Annotated in this window: 15 protein-coding genes; 9 read left to right on the forward strand and 6 right to left on the reverse strand. The window is 45.6% G+C overall.

All coding sequences use genetic code 11. The features are described 5' to 3' along the window. Window positions 1–53 precede the first annotated feature (53 nt). Together ACXJGZ_RS07605 and ACXJGZ_RS07610 are read left to right on the forward strand one after the other, a co-directional pair. Window positions 54–1,265 carry a CGP-CTERM-anchored Cys-rich protein gene (locus ACXJGZ_RS07605; protein ID WP_456321425.1) on the forward strand — a complete coding sequence of 404 codons (1,212 nt, stop codon included), beginning with the start codon at window positions 54–56 and terminating at the stop codon, window positions 1,263–1,265. 82 nt (window positions 1,266–1,347) lie between these two features. Continuing rightward, window positions 1,348–2,223, forward strand: coding sequence for a DUF4349 domain-containing protein (locus ACXJGZ_RS07610; protein WP_456321426.1), 876 nt, complete (start codon window positions 1,348–1,350; stop codon window positions 2,221–2,223). Between the two features lie 132 nt (window positions 2,224–2,355). Here the strand turns inward: ACXJGZ_RS07610 and mobB are convergent, their stop codons facing one another. Genes mobB through ACXJGZ_RS07630 form a run of 4 tightly spaced genes read right to left on the reverse strand, consistent with a single transcriptional unit; the run spans window position 2,356 to window position 5,686 of the window. Continuing rightward, entirely contained in the window at window positions 2,356–3,090 is a 735-nt protein-coding gene (mobB, locus tag ACXJGZ_RS07615; protein ID WP_456321427.1) for a molybdopterin-guanine dinucleotide biosynthesis protein B, read from the reverse strand. A 10-nt stretch (window positions 3,091–3,100) separates the two neighbouring features. Beyond that, window positions 3,101–3,919 carry an ABC transporter permease gene (locus ACXJGZ_RS07620; protein WP_293255339.1) on the reverse strand — a complete coding sequence of 273 codons (819 nt, stop codon included), beginning with the start codon at window positions 3,917–3,919 and terminating at the stop codon, window positions 3,101–3,103. Beyond that, a complete protein-coding gene (locus tag ACXJGZ_RS07625; RefSeq protein WP_456398902.1) occupies window positions 3,906–4,703 on the reverse strand; it encodes an ABC transporter permease in 798 nt (265 codons plus the stop codon). The genes ACXJGZ_RS07620 and ACXJGZ_RS07625 overlap by 14 nt, the downstream gene beginning before the upstream one ends. Before the next feature lie 8 nt (window positions 4,704–4,711). Continuing rightward, a complete protein-coding gene (locus tag ACXJGZ_RS07630; RefSeq protein WP_456321430.1) occupies window positions 4,712–5,686 on the reverse strand; it encodes an ABC transporter ATP-binding protein in 975 nt (324 codons plus the stop codon). Window positions 5,687–5,805: 119 nt separating this feature from the next. On the opposite strand from ACXJGZ_RS07630, the gene ACXJGZ_RS07635 reads away from it, so the two are divergent. Continuing rightward, entirely contained in the window at window positions 5,806–6,501 is a 696-nt protein-coding gene (locus tag ACXJGZ_RS07635) for a DUF1614 domain-containing protein (protein ID WP_293255333.1), read from the forward strand. Window positions 6,502–6,503: 2 nt separating this feature from the next. Here ACXJGZ_RS07635 and pyrH read toward each other — a convergent pair whose 3' ends face one another. Together pyrH and ACXJGZ_RS07645 are read right to left on the reverse strand one after the other, a co-directional pair. Further along, a complete protein-coding gene (gene pyrH, locus ACXJGZ_RS07640) occupies window positions 6,504–7,181 on the reverse strand; it encodes a UMP kinase (RefSeq protein WP_456398905.1) in 678 nt (225 codons plus the stop codon). 51 nt (window positions 7,182–7,232) lie between these two features. Then, the gene (locus ACXJGZ_RS07645; RefSeq protein WP_456398907.1) at window positions 7,233–7,535 is read right to left on the reverse strand and encodes a hypothetical protein; all 303 of its coding nucleotides are present in this window, start codon (window positions 7,533–7,535) and stop codon (window positions 7,233–7,235) included. 164 nt (window positions 7,536–7,699) lie between these two features. Here ACXJGZ_RS07645 and rtcA point away from each other — a divergent pair, with 164 nt between their 5' ends. The 6 genes from rtcA (at window position 7,700) to ACXJGZ_RS07675 (ending at window position 13,546) form a co-directional block, all read left to right on the forward strand. Beyond that, complete coding sequence (rtcA, locus tag ACXJGZ_RS07650) at window positions 7,700–8,719, forward strand: RNA 3'-terminal phosphate cyclase (protein WP_456398909.1); 1,020 nt, start codon at window positions 7,700–7,702, stop codon at window positions 8,717–8,719. A gap of 117 nt (window positions 8,720–8,836) precedes the next feature. Further along, complete coding sequence (locus tag ACXJGZ_RS07655) at window positions 8,837–10,405, forward strand: carboxyl transferase domain-containing protein (protein ID WP_456321434.1); 1,569 nt, start codon at window positions 8,837–8,839, stop codon at window positions 10,403–10,405. 10 nt (window positions 10,406–10,415) lie between these two features. Continuing rightward, window positions 10,416–10,808, forward strand: a complete 393-nt coding sequence (locus ACXJGZ_RS07660) for an OadG family protein (RefSeq protein ID WP_456321435.1) — start codon at window positions 10,416–10,418, stop codon at window positions 10,806–10,808. A 2-nt stretch (window positions 10,809–10,810) separates the two neighbouring features. Next, window positions 10,811–11,248 (forward strand): acetyl-CoA carboxylase biotin carboxyl carrier protein subunit, encoded by a 438-nt coding sequence (locus ACXJGZ_RS07665; protein ID WP_456398913.1) that lies wholly within the window; start codon window positions 10,811–10,813, stop codon window positions 11,246–11,248. 6 nt (window positions 11,249–11,254) lie between these two features. After that, the gene (locus ACXJGZ_RS07670; RefSeq protein WP_293254994.1) at window positions 11,255–12,382 is read left to right on the forward strand and encodes a sodium ion-translocating decarboxylase subunit beta; all 1,128 of its coding nucleotides are present in this window, start codon (window positions 11,255–11,257) and stop codon (window positions 12,380–12,382) included. Between the two features lie 93 nt (window positions 12,383–12,475). Continuing rightward, on the forward strand, window positions 12,476–13,546 hold the full coding sequence (locus ACXJGZ_RS07675; RefSeq protein WP_456398915.1) for an mRNA surveillance protein pelota: 1,071 nt from the start codon (window positions 12,476–12,478) through the stop codon (window positions 13,544–13,546). Window positions 13,547–13,554: the final 8 nt, after the last annotated feature.

The raw sequence follows: 13,554 nt of genomic DNA on the forward strand, positions 1-13,554 counted from the left end.
GAAGCTGTCGATAGCCGTATATATCCGGAATGGGAATTTATAATGGTGAAAACATGAAGAGAGGGATAATCCTCATAATATTTTTGATGCTCCTTCCGCTGGCGAGCGCCTGCTATAGCCCGATGGATAACCTTGCGGTGGAGGTATATCTCAACAAACCTGGCATATCCTACAATTTAACACCCTTGAAAAGTGCGGAGAATGTGCTGATAGAGAATAACACAATAATCTACCGCTCCCATTATGATGAACGGGTTGCTATCATTTTAAGGGAGGCAAAAGGGCTACACCTGAGGATTCAGATACCCGCGAAAAGCTTTAATTCGAGCTATACCTACACGAGGTTTAATTTATCATTCATATTCCCAAATGAAAGCTTAAAGAATGCGGAAAAGCTGGGCTGGAAGATTGAAGGAAATTACGTTTTTAGGAAGCAAAATCTGCTTGTTCAAATCTCTTCCCTAAAGGGCAACGAATGCAGGAGTGATAATGAATGTGCCACGGGAGGATGTTCGGGAGAGATATGCACCACGAGAGAGAATGCCAAGAACATAGTCTCAATATGCGTCTATAAGGATTGGTATAAGTGCCTTCAAATGACGAGCTGCGGCTGTGTGAATGGCGTGTGCACATGGAAGCCAAATGAGGACTTCGAAAAATGCTTGAAATCTCATGGTGTGGATCCCAGTAAAATCATCAAAGTTGCCAATGGGGAGGTTTTAATAGCCGCTTACAACAGAGAGAAGCTAGGTGAGGAGGATTTAAAAGAACTTAAAGAGCTCTTTAATGTGCTTGGAATTTCATGTGCCTTTGAAAACCTGACGTTTAAAACCGAAAAAATCGACATGCCAAAGGGGATTGTGGATGAATATTCCTTCAACTTCAAAGAGGCACTAAGAGAAGAACTCAAATGGCTCAAAGAGAATGAAATAATCAATATAACCGATGATGATATCGAAGCCATAACAAGTGTTGCTGAAAGAGGTAAAGCAGGTTATAACTCTCAAATTGGATGGTATGAAACTAAAGAGGGAAAGATGGCGTGGATCCCCTACTATAAAAGCAAGAATCCCCTTTTATTAAAGTGTGCAGTGGCACCTCATAATGTTTCCCTGCCCAAAGGGAAGATAGCACTCCCCACTTCCACTTCTACTCCCACTCCCTCTTCCTCAAGCACTCCCTCGCCACGGGAGGGAATATGTGGTACATCATTCATCGCAGCGCTGACCCTACTGCCCCTCATCATCAAGAGGTGCGGGAAGTGATTTTTATTTTTTCACTTCAATTCATTTTGAAGCTTTAACAACCCTTAAATGTAATAAACGTCTAGTATTTCTTGGTGGTGTCATGAAAAAGAACATGAAGCTGCTGGGTGTTCTCATAGTTATGGTTTTAATCTTTCTTGCGGGAATAATTTACATAGGAGGACTCTTCAAAACCGGGGGAGCGACTTATCAGAGGGGGTATTCCAAACCATCCTCTAGACCCTTATATGCAACTGAGACGGCAACTGCATCTATCCCTACAGCAACCGGGCCCACGGCAACTACTGTGAAAGAAGTTGTTCAAAGGCTTAAAAAGGACTATTATATTACAATTCAAGATGATGATCCAATTAAAGTTGCCTCTGATATCAAGAGTCAGATCTCTTCTATGGGCGGTTATGTGGTGAGTGAAAACCTCGATAGAAGTGAGAGGAGAATTGTGTATTACATGGAGTTCAGAATCCCAAATACGCTCGAGAATGAGCAGAAGCTCGGCTCCTTTTTAAATGCATATAATGTCAAGAACCTTCGTTTGGAAACTCAGGATGTCACAAGCCAGTATAATCAAATAATGGCGGAAATAGAGAGCCTTGAGACGGAGAAGAAACAGCTGCTGGAATTCTATAATCTCTCCAAAGATGTCAATGACCTGATTATGATTGAGAACAGGATTGCCTCAATAAATTCACGCCTCAACTACCTCTACCTCCAGAAGGATTATTACGAGAAAACCACGAACTATATAACGTACCACGTGACAATAGAGAGCAAGGAAAAGCCCGTTTTTGAAGTTGATACGAACTTTAAAGCCACGATTTACAGGGCGTTGGAAATCCTCCTGGGCATGATAAATGCGGGGATAGTCCTCTTAATAGTAGGTTCACCCGTGGCATTGCTCCTGATCGTCGGAAAGAAGATTTATGACAGATACCATGTAAAGAAAAAAGGGGAGGGTTAATTTTTGATTTCTTGATTTTCCGCCGATGAACGTGAACCCAATTAGAGGGTAATGAACTGAGGAGTGAGAGGGAATTAAAGAAGTCCTTCTTTTTTGCTGGTCGGGGCAATCACCCATAATGGCACTCCAATATCACTCCCTGATTATAATCTCAATCTTCCTCCCCTCTTTGTATCCTTTCATCGCCGATAGCATTCCCTTAACAGTTTTCTCCACAAGCTCCTGCACCCAGTCCTTCATGGGTAGAATCTTTCCATCGACCTTGACAATTACCTTTGCCCTTTGGTTCAAGACCACACAGTCTTTGAGCGTTTTCTCACCTTTAACTATCAGCTTTGCCATGTTATAGCAATCGAAGCCGCACATTCTGCAATCTATATTTGGAAGCATGAAAGCCTTCCTTTCGATTAAATCCGCAAGCTTCTCCACATCTCTAAGGGCATTCATCACGGGAAGTCCTTCAATCCTGTCGCTTTCATCATTTGCTATAACACCACTCACAGCAATTCCCAGCCCATCGTTTAACTCTTTAACCTCACTCTCCTCCCTTGCGCATATTACTTTGGGAACGTGCTTTATCGATTTAAAACCCTCAAGAAGTAGGAAATCCACATCGGGCATCATTGATAGCAGAGCGTTAAGATCCTTTGCTTTGAAGAGGAAAGCGTCCGTGTCCTCTGCTTTCACCAGAACATAATCCGCCACACCGGAGAAGCGCCAAGTATCGCTTCCTTCCCTATCGAAAGTTGCATGCATGCTCTTTGCTATACCAATGCGATAGCCCCTCTTCTTCAACTCCCTTGCAACAGCCTCAAGTGAAGTTGTTTTTCCACTCTTTTTGAAGCCAACAAAGGCAACAGCCCTCATTTTAATCACCTCAATAGCTCTTTAAACCGATTACCCTCGCCTGTTTTTCACTCCATTTATATGCCACATAACCGAACAGGACGTAAACCGATGATATCACAATCAAATATACAATCTCGTTTTTAGCACTTCCGTATCCAAAGGCCACCACTTTCCTTATGGCATCCGTTGTTGGTGCGTATGGGAGCGCTTTAGCCATGATCTGCAGGCCCTTTGGAAGGATGCTCAGGGGGTACATTGCCCCACTCAGGGCAAACACGAGCATCTCAAGGACTGTTATAAACGGTCCCGGATCTCTCAGGTAGAGAACCACACCAGCAGCTGCCATTCCAAGCCCTATCATTCCAAGGGCGCCAATTAGAAGCACGGGGACGGCTTTGATAAATGCCAAAAAGTTCAGGTGAAGGTTAAAGAGGAACTTGAAGAGTACTAGATAAAAGATGAGGTATATGAGTGTCATAACTATTCTCAGGAGAACATTCCCGAGGAAAAAAGTCGGCCTTCTCATAGGGGCGGCAAAATTATATTCTAAAGTTCCTGCATAAAGCTCGTCCACAACATTCCAGACAAAACCGCTTAAAAATGTGAGTCCAAAGAAGAGGACCATGAGGCCGAGAACGGCAAATGCTACGTAGTCCGAGTATCCCGTTAATTTCTGCAGTGCCGGAGAGTTTCTCTCCCCCGTTAATCCTATGCCTATAAGAAGAGCCTGAGCCACAAAGAAAAGCCCCATTAGTATATCGCTCACAAACCATATTTTGTAGCTCAGGAAGATACGCCAGTTCTTGACCATAACCCCCCATAGGGGCCTCAGCTCAGTAGCCACCATAACCCACCACCCTCGTGATCTTCTCGGCCCACCTGAATATACCGTAGCTTATGAGCCAATAAGCGGTGGATAAGAGAAGCAATGCCTGCAGGCTCGAGGCCATCTCAGCATAACTCTTCCCCACAAAAACACCTCTAACTATGTTTATAGCATGGGTTAGGGGGATTGCATTTCCAACTGCCCTGACCCAGTATGGCATGACATTGAGAGGAAAGAAGACGCCTGAGAGGAACATTACCAGAAATTCAAATATCTGTCCGAGGGCTCCTATATTCTTAAAGAGCATCACCAAACCTGCAAAAATCATCCCAAAGCCCAGAAATGCAACAAATGCCAGCATGAAGATGGGAACAGCCTTTAAAATAATCCCCCAGCTCAGCGGTATTTTAAAGAGACAGACCCCAAAAAGGAACACAACTCCCATGAGGACATTGTCTATGAGTATCCAGCCCAAAGAGAGCCCTATCAGGAATTTTATGGTTCGTAATGGAGCTAACATGTTGATCTCCAAAGTTCCCCGCTGGAGTTCCCTTCTAATACCAAATATGTATGCTTCTATCGGAGATGTGAAGAGCCACCATAGAACATAGCCAATTAAAGCATAAGTGGGATAATCGCCCATTCCTGTGGAAGCCGCCAGCATACTTGAATAACGTCCTCCAAGAACAGCTTGTCCAAAAAAGATGAACTGCACAAGAAACACTATGCCGACGATTATGGAACTAACGACCCTCAGAGGGTACCTGAAGAACATCCTCAATTCCTTCTCCATTACGGCGAGCATACCATCACCTAATCTCTTATTGCTCTCCCCGTTAGCTTTATGAAAACATCCTCAAGCGTGGGTTCCTTCTGTTCGACACTCAAAATTTTTGCACCCCTTCTTACGAGCCATTCAACAAGTTTTGGTAGCTCTTCCTCGACCACCTGACCCCTTAAGAGCAGCATGTTTGTGCTCGCATCCTCTTTAACAACAGCCATTCTAAAAGGGCTCCGCTCAAGTTTTGATGGAGCAAAGTCCTTCACCTTTATCTCAACGGCGTCTTCATCGGTAATCATCCTCTTAAGCCCCTCCGGGGTATCCAGGGCTATGATTTTACCGTGATCTATGATGGCTATTCTGTCACAGAGTTCCTCGGCTTCCGCCATATAATGCGTTGTAAGGAGGACGGTTTTTTTGTGCTCTTCAACGAGCTTTTTTATGAATTCCCTGACAAAGAGCGCGCTTTGAACATCGAGGCCCAGTGTGGGCTCATCGAGAAAGAGCACCTCGGGATCGTTTATTAATGCCTTCGCTATCGCCAGACGCTGCTTCATACCTCTTGAGAAGCCCATCACAAGATCATTTCTCCTCTCCCACAGACCGACAAGCTTTAAAAGTTCTTCTATCCTCCCCTTCTCCTTATTTTTGGGAACATAATAAATTCTCGAGAAGTACTTCAGATTCTCATAGGCTGAAAGACGCCAGTATAATGTCCTCTCCCCCTCGGCAACGAGATTTATCCTTTTTCTAATTTCCCGCGCATCCCTCTTAATATCATAGCCCAAGATTTTAGCCTCTCCTCCCGTTGGCTCCAGGAGGGTTGTAAGCATCTTTATCGTCGTGGTCTTACCCGCACCGTTGGGCCCGAGGAGTCCAAAGAGCTCTCCCTTCTTAACTTCAAAGCTTATGCCTTTAACGGCTTCAATCCACTCAACCCTCCTCAGAGGGAGGGGTATTTTCTTTGGATAGCTCTTTTTCAATTCCCTGACCTCAATGGCGTTCATTTCCCTCCCCACCTACTTTCCACTCTCATGAATTATAAATCTAACGCTCACTTGTGAGCAATCTGAAGGTTAAAGTTAAAAGGTGATTCCCATGTTATTCTATGTGAGAAGGTGATGTTATGAGGCGTTATTTATTCCCACCACTGGCACTTCCATTCATAATACTCTTAGTTCTCCTACTGCCGTTGCTCTTCATCCTGTTTGCGGGTACAATAACTCTAGCATTTAGAAAGCTGGGGCTTCCTCTATCTGTTGCATACACACTCTTCTGGGCATCTCTTATAGGAAGCTTCATCAATATTCCTGTGAAGGAGGTAACGAGCTACAGACCGATAGCCCGGGTTAAGGAGGTTTCATTCTTTGGGGTTACTTATCCCGTTCCATACGTGGACTGGGGAGAACAAAAGACGGTCATAGCTGTGAACGTGGGAGGGGCGCTGGTTCCCTTAAGCATAGTCTCATACGAGATAGTCAGACTGAGCACGGTGGGTGATTATGAACTCCTTGGAAAGGCATTCCTGGCAACCATAATAGCCGCTCTCATAATCCACTCATTTGCAAAGCCCGTAAGAGGGCTGGGAATCGCCGTACCTACATTAATACCTCCCCTAATCGCCATAGCACTTGCCTTGATACTCGGGGGAAATAAACCTCTGATAGCATACATGAGCGGCACGATGGGCGTCCTCATAGGTGCCGACCTTATGAACATGAAGAAAATAAAAGAGCTCGGAGCCCCGATGGCCAGCATAGGAGGGGCCGGAACATTTGATGGGATATTCCTGGCCGGGATTTTGGCAGTTCTGCTTGTCTAAAATTAGGGAACAACGAGAGTGCCATTATGGATTCCCTTAATTACATCAAAGAGCCTGATGGCATCCTCCTTCCCAACTATGATTGTTTTGATCTTCCCTCTCTCAATGAATTTTGCCGCCAGCGCATCAACAACCCCGCTTCCGCCCGCTTTGCTCTCACCCTGCATGGCTATCTCTACCAGCTTTTGAGTGGTTATCTTGGCCAGCTTCCTGGCATTTGGGTTCTTCCTTGGATCAGAGTCGTACACCCCATCCACATTTGTTACAACAACCAGAAGATCCGCTTGAAGATACTCCGCCAAAAGAGCGGCAACGGCGTCCGTGGTGTGCCCCGGATGAGTCCCCCCCATTATGGGGATCTTTTTAACCTGCATGACCTCCCATGCCTTCCTGAAGTCCTGAACAACAAAAGGATATGCTTTTTCTCCTAGAGCAGCTATCAGGAGCATTGCATTCGCCCGCGTAATGTGTATTCCTATGTAATCCTTGAATGTCTCGTTTGGTGTGAATGTCTTCGCAGCCTTTATGTACTCCCTGGCAACTTTTCCGCCCCCTACAACGACGGCTACTTCGTGATCCTCACTTATCTTTGTGAGCTGATATGCAATTTTTTTTATGAAATCAATGTCCGGCTCGTCTGGAACAAGAACAGAACCTCCTATATCAAACACTACTCTCATGTAGCACCCTCTCCAAGTTAAGCAAGAATTGGTTTATAATCTTTCCGGAAGTTAGAGCTCCATTTTCATATGTTCTTTCAGCCTAACGAGCTCCTCCAGATCATAATAGATCTGCTCCACAAGCTTCTTCCACTCACACTCCGCCCGAAGCCATCTCTCAATTTTCTCTCTATTCTCCCTCACAATAGTTTTGAACTCTCCATAATGAATGCCTGCAGGTCCTAAAAAGTCATAAATCTCGGCTTTGTTCCATAAATAGCTTGAGATAAATTCCACTTTATCATATTCTCTCTCCACAATCCTCTTGTCCGGTTCTGGGGGGATTGGAAGCTCAAAAAACACCCCGGGTTCCATCAACTCACCTCAATATATAATTAGTCCTTGAAATATATAAAAATGCCGAAAATCTAAATTGTATTTAATACTTAATAATGACAGGGAATTATAAGGAAAAATTGCTCTTTGTCGCACCATCAATTTAATAATCCCTTCATCTAAATCTTAATTTGGGAAGAGATATGATAATCATAGATGGAAGCTATGGGGAAGGAGGGGGACAGATACTAAGAAGTGCCGTGGCGCTCTCTGCCATAAGCGGAAAACCAATTAAAATTATAAACATCAGAGCGAATCGCCCAAAGCCCGGATTGAGCAATCAGCATCTTCATGCAATTTTGGGAGTCAAAGAGCTGTGCGGTGCAGGGGTTAAAGGAGCAAAGCTGGGCTCAACGACGTTAGAGTTTTATCCTGGGGAGATAAGCGCAAAACATGTTAAGATCCCAATAAAAACTGCCGGCAGCATAAGTCTGGTGCTCCAAGCTCTTCTCCCGGCTATGGCTTTTTCCAGAGAAGAGATAACCTTTGAAATCACTGGAGGGACGGATGTTCCATGGTCACCTCCCATAGACTACATAAAGCATGTTACGCTCTTCGCGCTGCAAAAGATGGGTTTAAATGTGGAGATAAAAGTGAAGAGGAGGGGACACTATCCAAGGGGAGGGGGTTTGGTCTCTGGAAAAGTGGAGCCATGGGAAGAAAAGAAAAAACTTGTAGCCAGAAAATTTAGAAAGATAAACAGATTTGAAGGTGTGAGCCATGCCACAAACCTTCCACACCACATAGCCGAGAGGCAGGCGGAGAGTGCAAGGAGAATCCTTGAGAAAATTTTTCCAAATTTGAGTGTCGGAATAAATAGGGAGACTAGCAGGAGTGCCGGGCCTGGGAGTGGAATAGTTCTCTGGGCTGATACGGACGTCCTAAGGATTGGAGGTGATGCCCTGGGAAAAAAGGGAAAGCCCGCCGAGGCTGTTGGGAGGGAAGCGGCGGAAGAATTAATAGAAGAGCTAAAATCGGGCTATGCAGTGGACAGATTCCTGGGAGACCAGCTCATACCATTTCTCCCCTTTACAGGCGGGGAAATATGGGTAAGTGAGATTACAAAGCACCTGCTGACGAATATCTGGGTCGTTGAGAGGTTCTTTGGAAAGGTCTTTGAAGTTGAGGGGAGAAAAATCAGGGTTATTAAAAAGGTTGGCTGAGCCTTGAATGAATCTCCTTTCATGATATACTGTATTCTTTTGGGCATTTTATCGCCATGAAAACGCTTTTAAACTTTACAAACTACAAAGGCTTAGATACCTTGACAGGTGGTTCTTATGAGCATGGAAGAAAAGGTTAATGAGTTGCATGAAATGAAGGAAAGGATTCTCCAGATGGGTGGAGAGAAGGGAGTGGAAAAGCAGCACGCCAGAGGTAAGCTCACTGCGAGAGAGAGAATTGAAAAGCTCCTCGATCCCGGAAGCTTTGTGGAGATAGGGATGTTTATCAAGCACAGAAACACGGATTTCGGTTTGGGGGAGAAGGAACTTCCAGCCGATGGAGTCATAACAGGATATGGAACCATTGATGGAAGGCTCGTTTTTGTGTACGCCCAGGACTTCACGGTGATGGGGGGCTCTCTTGGAGAGATGCACGCGGCGAAAATCAAGCGTGTCATGGAGTTGGCACTCGAAGCTGGGGCGCCCATAATAGGTTTAAATGACTCAGGAGGAGCTAGAATTCAGGAGGGCGTTGACTCCCTCAAGGGATACGGCGACATCTTCAAGATGAATACCATTATGAGCGGCATTGTCCCTCAGATCACGGTTATTATGGGTCCATGTGCAGGAGGAGCGGTTTATAGCCCGGCAATTGGGGACTTTATAGTTATGGTCAACAATCCGGCAACCTTCATGTTTATCACAGGGCCTCAGGTAGTTAAAGCTGTTACAGGCATTGAGGTTTCCTCTGATCAGCTTGGAGGAGGTATGGTACACGCTCAAAAGAGCGGTCAGGCTCACTTAATTGCCAACAGCGATGAAGAAGCTCTGGCACTGGTAAGACGTTTGGTAAGCTATCTACCATCAAACAATATGGAAAAAGCGCCAAAACTCCCAACAAGCGACCTTCCATTTAGAAAGAGCGAGAAACTCTATGAAATAGTGCCGGATGATCCAAATAAAGGTTATGACGTAAGACAGGTCATCTATGAGATAGTGGATAGAGATGCCAATGGGAACCCAGATTTCTTAGAAATACTCCCATACTATGCTCCAAATGCGGTTGTTGGATTCGGAAGGATGAATGGACAAACAGTTGGATTTGTGGCGAACAACCCAATACACCTGGCAGGAGTTCTCGATATAGACTCAAGCGATAAGATAGCACGCTTCGTGAGAACGTGTGATGCTTATAACATACCAATTGTAACCTTAGTTGATGTTCCCGGCTATTTACCAGGAGTTCAACAGGAGTACGGAGGGATCATTAGGCACGGTGCCAAGGTCTTATATGCCTATGCAGAGGCGACGGTTCCTTTGGTGACTATAATTCTAAGAAAAGCCTATGGAGGAGCATATTTGGCTATGGGAAGCAAGCACTTGGGTGCCGATTTTGTCTATGCATGGCCCACGGCAGAAATTGCGGTTATGGGACCCGAAGGAGCAGCAAACATCATATTTAGAAAGGAGATTGCAAAGGCAGAGAACCCTGAGGAGTTCAGACAGCAGAAGATCAAAGAGTACAGGGACAAGTTTGCCAACCCATACGTGGCGGCGGGAAGAGGATACATTGACGATGTAATAGACCCTGCAGAAACCAGAGGGAGAATAATAATGGCTCTCGAGGCGCTCTCAAGCAAGCGTGTTAAGCTACCTCCAAAGAAGCATGGGAACATCCCATTGTGAGGTGTGAGCGATGATTTCAATGCAGGCATTCATTGAAGGCCTCTATGTCACGGTACTCGGTGTCACCGTGGTCTTCCTCGTCCTCATTATTTTGGCACTCGCAATGTACGGCATAGGGTACGTTGAGAAGCTCCTGATCCCAGAGAAGCCCAAGCCTAAAAAAGTCGTGAAGGAAGAAGCCAAGGAAGTTGTGAAGGAACGGGTCGAAGCGAAAGAGGTTAAGATAGAACCAAGAAAGCTCGCAATAATCACCGCGGCTATTTTAGCATACATAGGGGAGAAAAATGCCCAGCTGAGACCCCTTCCATTTAAAAAGAAAGTTCATGATTACTGGTCTCTATATAGCCTGCAGAGCCAGATGGATGAAGTTGAGAACTTTAACTATGAGTTGGGGAAGTGGTGAATATGAAGGGAAAGGTTAAGATCATTGTGGATGGGACTCCATACGAAGTTGAAGTTGAGGAATTGAGTGGAGGAAGGTTCAAAGTAAGCTTTGAAGGCGAGAGCTACGAAGTTCAGGCAAAGGATTTAGGGATACCCACGACCGTTGCTCCTCCGGAGGTGGTCACCGCCCCTGTGGCTCCTGTTTCAGCTCCTGTTTCAGCTCCAGCGAAACCTCAGCCTGTGGGTGGGAATGTTGTTTCAGCGCCCATGCCTGGTAAGATTCTCAGGATTCTTGTTAAGGAGGGTGAGCAAGTTAAAACAGGCCAAGGATTACTGGTTTTAGAAGCAATGAAAATGGAGAATGAAATCCCCTCACCAAAAGACGGGATTATTAAAAGCATCCTAATAAAAGAAGGAGACACAGTAGACACAGGACAAGCATTAATAGAGCTTGGGTGATGCAAAATGAGCGGACTTGCAGAAGCTATCATCACGTTCTTCCAGAACATGGGTTTGCTTAACCTCACCATCGGGAACATCATAATGATAATTGTTGGACTTGTGCTCGTATATCTCGCAATTCAAAAGGGATATGAGCCGCTTCTGCTGCTCCCAATTGGTATAAGCGCCGTTTTGGTAAATCTGCCTCTAACAGGGATCGTGGAGCCACCCCACGGTCTCTTTTATCTCATAAAAACAAACCTCATAGACACAGAGGTAGTACCTCTGCTGATATTCTTTGGTCTTGGGGCAATGACTGACTTTGGGCCCATGATAGCGGATCCAAAAACGGCTCTACTTGGGGCAGCGGCTCAGATAGGTGTGTTTATAGCGATGCTAACGGCAATACTCCTTGGATTCACCCCCCAAGAGGCGGGATCCATAGGTATCATCGGTGGTGCGGATGGCCCTACCACAATTTATCTCACCGTTAAGCTCGCCCCCCATCTATTGAGTGCAACAGCTGTTGCCGCCTATAGTTATATGAGCCTGGTTCCACTGATCCAGCCCCCAGTCATAAAGGCACTCACAACAAAAGAGGAAAGGAGAATAAGGATGGAGCAGCTAAGACCTGTATCCAAAAGGGAGAAAATACTCTTTCCAATAGCCTCAATGACTATCATAGGCTTGCTAGTTCCATCGGCAGCGCCACTGGTCGGAATGCTAATGATTGGAAACCTCTTTAGAGAGAGTGGTGTTGTTGAAAGGCTCGCCAAAGCTGCCAGAGAAGAACTTATGAACATTGTCACAATCTTCCTCGGCTTGGGTGTTGGATCAACAATGCAGGCGCAATACTTCCTCACGACAAAAACGCTGCTTATATTGGGCTTGGGTGTTATTGCTTTTGCTTCGGCAACTGCCGGTGGAGTTCTCTTGGGGAAGGTCATGATGAAGGCGAGCGGAGGCAAGATAAATCCAATGATTGGTGCTGCTGGAGTTTCAGCCGTTCCAATGAGCGCCAGGGTTGTTCAGAAACTCGCAAGCGAAGAAGACCCCGGAAATTTCATACTAATGCATGCAATGGGACCAAACGTTGCAGGAGTTATTGGAACCGCCGTTGCAGCTGGAGTGCTTTTAAGCGTTCTCGGCTGATTCCTCTTTTATCCCTTTTTGGGCAGACGCACACTTTTGGTGCAGGCGCACACTTTTAAAAGCCAACCCTTCTAATACCCCATGGTGGTGAGCATGAAAATAATTCACAGGGACATGAAAAGAGGTGAGATTAAAGTTAAAGCCGAGACTCTCGATGACCTCTGGCATCTCTATCACATAATCGAAGAGGGGGACATCATATTTTCGAAGACTCTCAGGAAGAAGGCACAGAGAAGTGATTCTCTCAGGGCCGAGAAGGTGGAAGTAATCCCTGTCTTCCTGGGAATCCGGGCTGAAAAGATAGATTTCCATAAATTTGCAAACAATTTGAGAATAAACGGTCCTATAGTCTACACATCCAGTGAAGAGGTTCCCCTTGGAAAATACCACACGATAACCGTTGGGGAAGGTACAATAATCACAATCCAAAAGCCCAGATGGAAGGGATACCAGCTGGACAGACTCAAAGAAGCCGAAAGCGCATCAAAAAGAGCCAAGGTCATGATAGTTGTGATGGAGGATGGAGAGGCGGATATGGCTCTCGTAAGAGAGTATGGAGTGGATATAATCACGGGCATAAGACACAATCTTGGAGGGAAAAGATACAGCACAAACAGAGATGCCGACGAAAAGAAGTTCTTCCATGATGTTGCCAAGACCATGGAGGAGATTATCCAAAGGGAGAATGTGGAGAGAGCAATAGTGGCAGGCCCCGGATTTGTCAAGGAAGAATTCTACAAGTTTCTCCAAAGTAGCTACCCGGACCTTGCGAAGAAAGTCGTCGTTGAGGACACGAGCGTCACGGGAAGGACGGGAATTTATGAGGTTATAAGAAGGGGGATAGTTGACAGGGTTTATCATGAAAACAGGGTTGCCAAGGAAATACAGCTGGTGGAGAAGGTTATAGCGGAAATTTCAAAGGGGGGACTTGTCGCCTATGGCTTAAAAGAGGTTCAGGAAGCTGCAAACTACGGCGCTATAGAGAAGCTCCTGATCCTCGATGAACTCCTCAGGGGAGAGCATAAGGAGGAGATAGAGAAGCTCATGGAGTTTGCTAGAGGAATGCGCAGTGAAGTTGTCGTCGTCAGCTCGGAGCATGAAGGAGGAGACAAGCTCAGGGCGATAGGAGGGGTGGCGGCACTTTTGAGATATAGGATAAAATGATTAATAGG

The sequence above is a fragment of the Palaeococcus sp. (in: euryarchaeotes) genome (assembly GCF_053987695.1).

What these genes read in the sequence shown, in the direction of transcription:
- ACXJGZ_RS07660 (WP_456321435.1), top strand. Translation starts at nt 10,416, where the DNA reads ATGATTTCAATGCAGGCATTCATTGAAGGCCTCTATGTCACGGTACTC.
- ACXJGZ_RS07625 (WP_456398902.1), bottom strand. Translation starts at nt 4,703, where the DNA reads ATGCTCGCCGTAATGGAGAAGGAATTGAGGATGTTCTTCAGGTACCCT.
- rtcA (WP_456398909.1), top strand. Translation starts at nt 7,700, where the DNA reads ATGATAATCATAGATGGAAGCTATGGGGAAGGAGGGGGACAGATACTA.
- ACXJGZ_RS07675 (WP_456398915.1), top strand. Translation starts at nt 12,476, where the DNA reads ATGAAAATAATTCACAGGGACATGAAAAGAGGTGAGATTAAAGTTAAA.
- ACXJGZ_RS07655 (WP_456321434.1), top strand. Translation starts at nt 8,837, where the DNA reads ATGAGCATGGAAGAAAAGGTTAATGAGTTGCATGAAATGAAGGAAAGG.
- pyrH (WP_456398905.1), bottom strand. Translation starts at nt 7,181, where the DNA reads ATGAGAGTAGTGTTTGATATAGGAGGTTCTGTTCTTGTTCCAGACGAG.
- ACXJGZ_RS07645 (WP_456398907.1), bottom strand. Translation starts at nt 7,535, where the DNA reads ATGGAACCCGGGGTGTTTTTTGAGCTTCCAATCCCCCCAGAACCGGAC.
- ACXJGZ_RS07610 (WP_456321426.1), top strand. Translation starts at nt 1,348, where the DNA reads ATGAAAAAGAACATGAAGCTGCTGGGTGTTCTCATAGTTATGGTTTTA.
- mobB (WP_456321427.1), bottom strand. Translation starts at nt 3,090, where the DNA reads ATGAGGGCTGTTGCCTTTGTTGGCTTCAAAAAGAGTGGAAAAACAACT.
- ACXJGZ_RS07665 (WP_456398913.1), top strand. Translation starts at nt 10,811, where the DNA reads ATGAAGGGAAAGGTTAAGATCATTGTGGATGGGACTCCATACGAAGTT.
- ACXJGZ_RS07630 (WP_456321430.1), bottom strand. Translation starts at nt 5,686, where the DNA reads ATGAACGCCATTGAGGTCAGGGAATTGAAAAAGAGCTATCCAAAGAAA.
- ACXJGZ_RS07620 (WP_293255339.1), bottom strand. Translation starts at nt 3,919, where the DNA reads ATGGTGGCTACTGAGCTGAGGCCCCTATGGGGGGTTATGGTCAAGAAC.
- ACXJGZ_RS07605 (WP_456321425.1), top strand. Translation starts at nt 54, where the DNA reads ATGAAGAGAGGGATAATCCTCATAATATTTTTGATGCTCCTTCCGCTG.
- ACXJGZ_RS07670 (WP_293254994.1), top strand. Translation starts at nt 11,255, where the DNA reads ATGAGCGGACTTGCAGAAGCTATCATCACGTTCTTCCAGAACATGGGT.
- ACXJGZ_RS07635 (WP_293255333.1), top strand. Translation starts at nt 5,806, where the DNA reads ATGAGGCGTTATTTATTCCCACCACTGGCACTTCCATTCATAATACTC.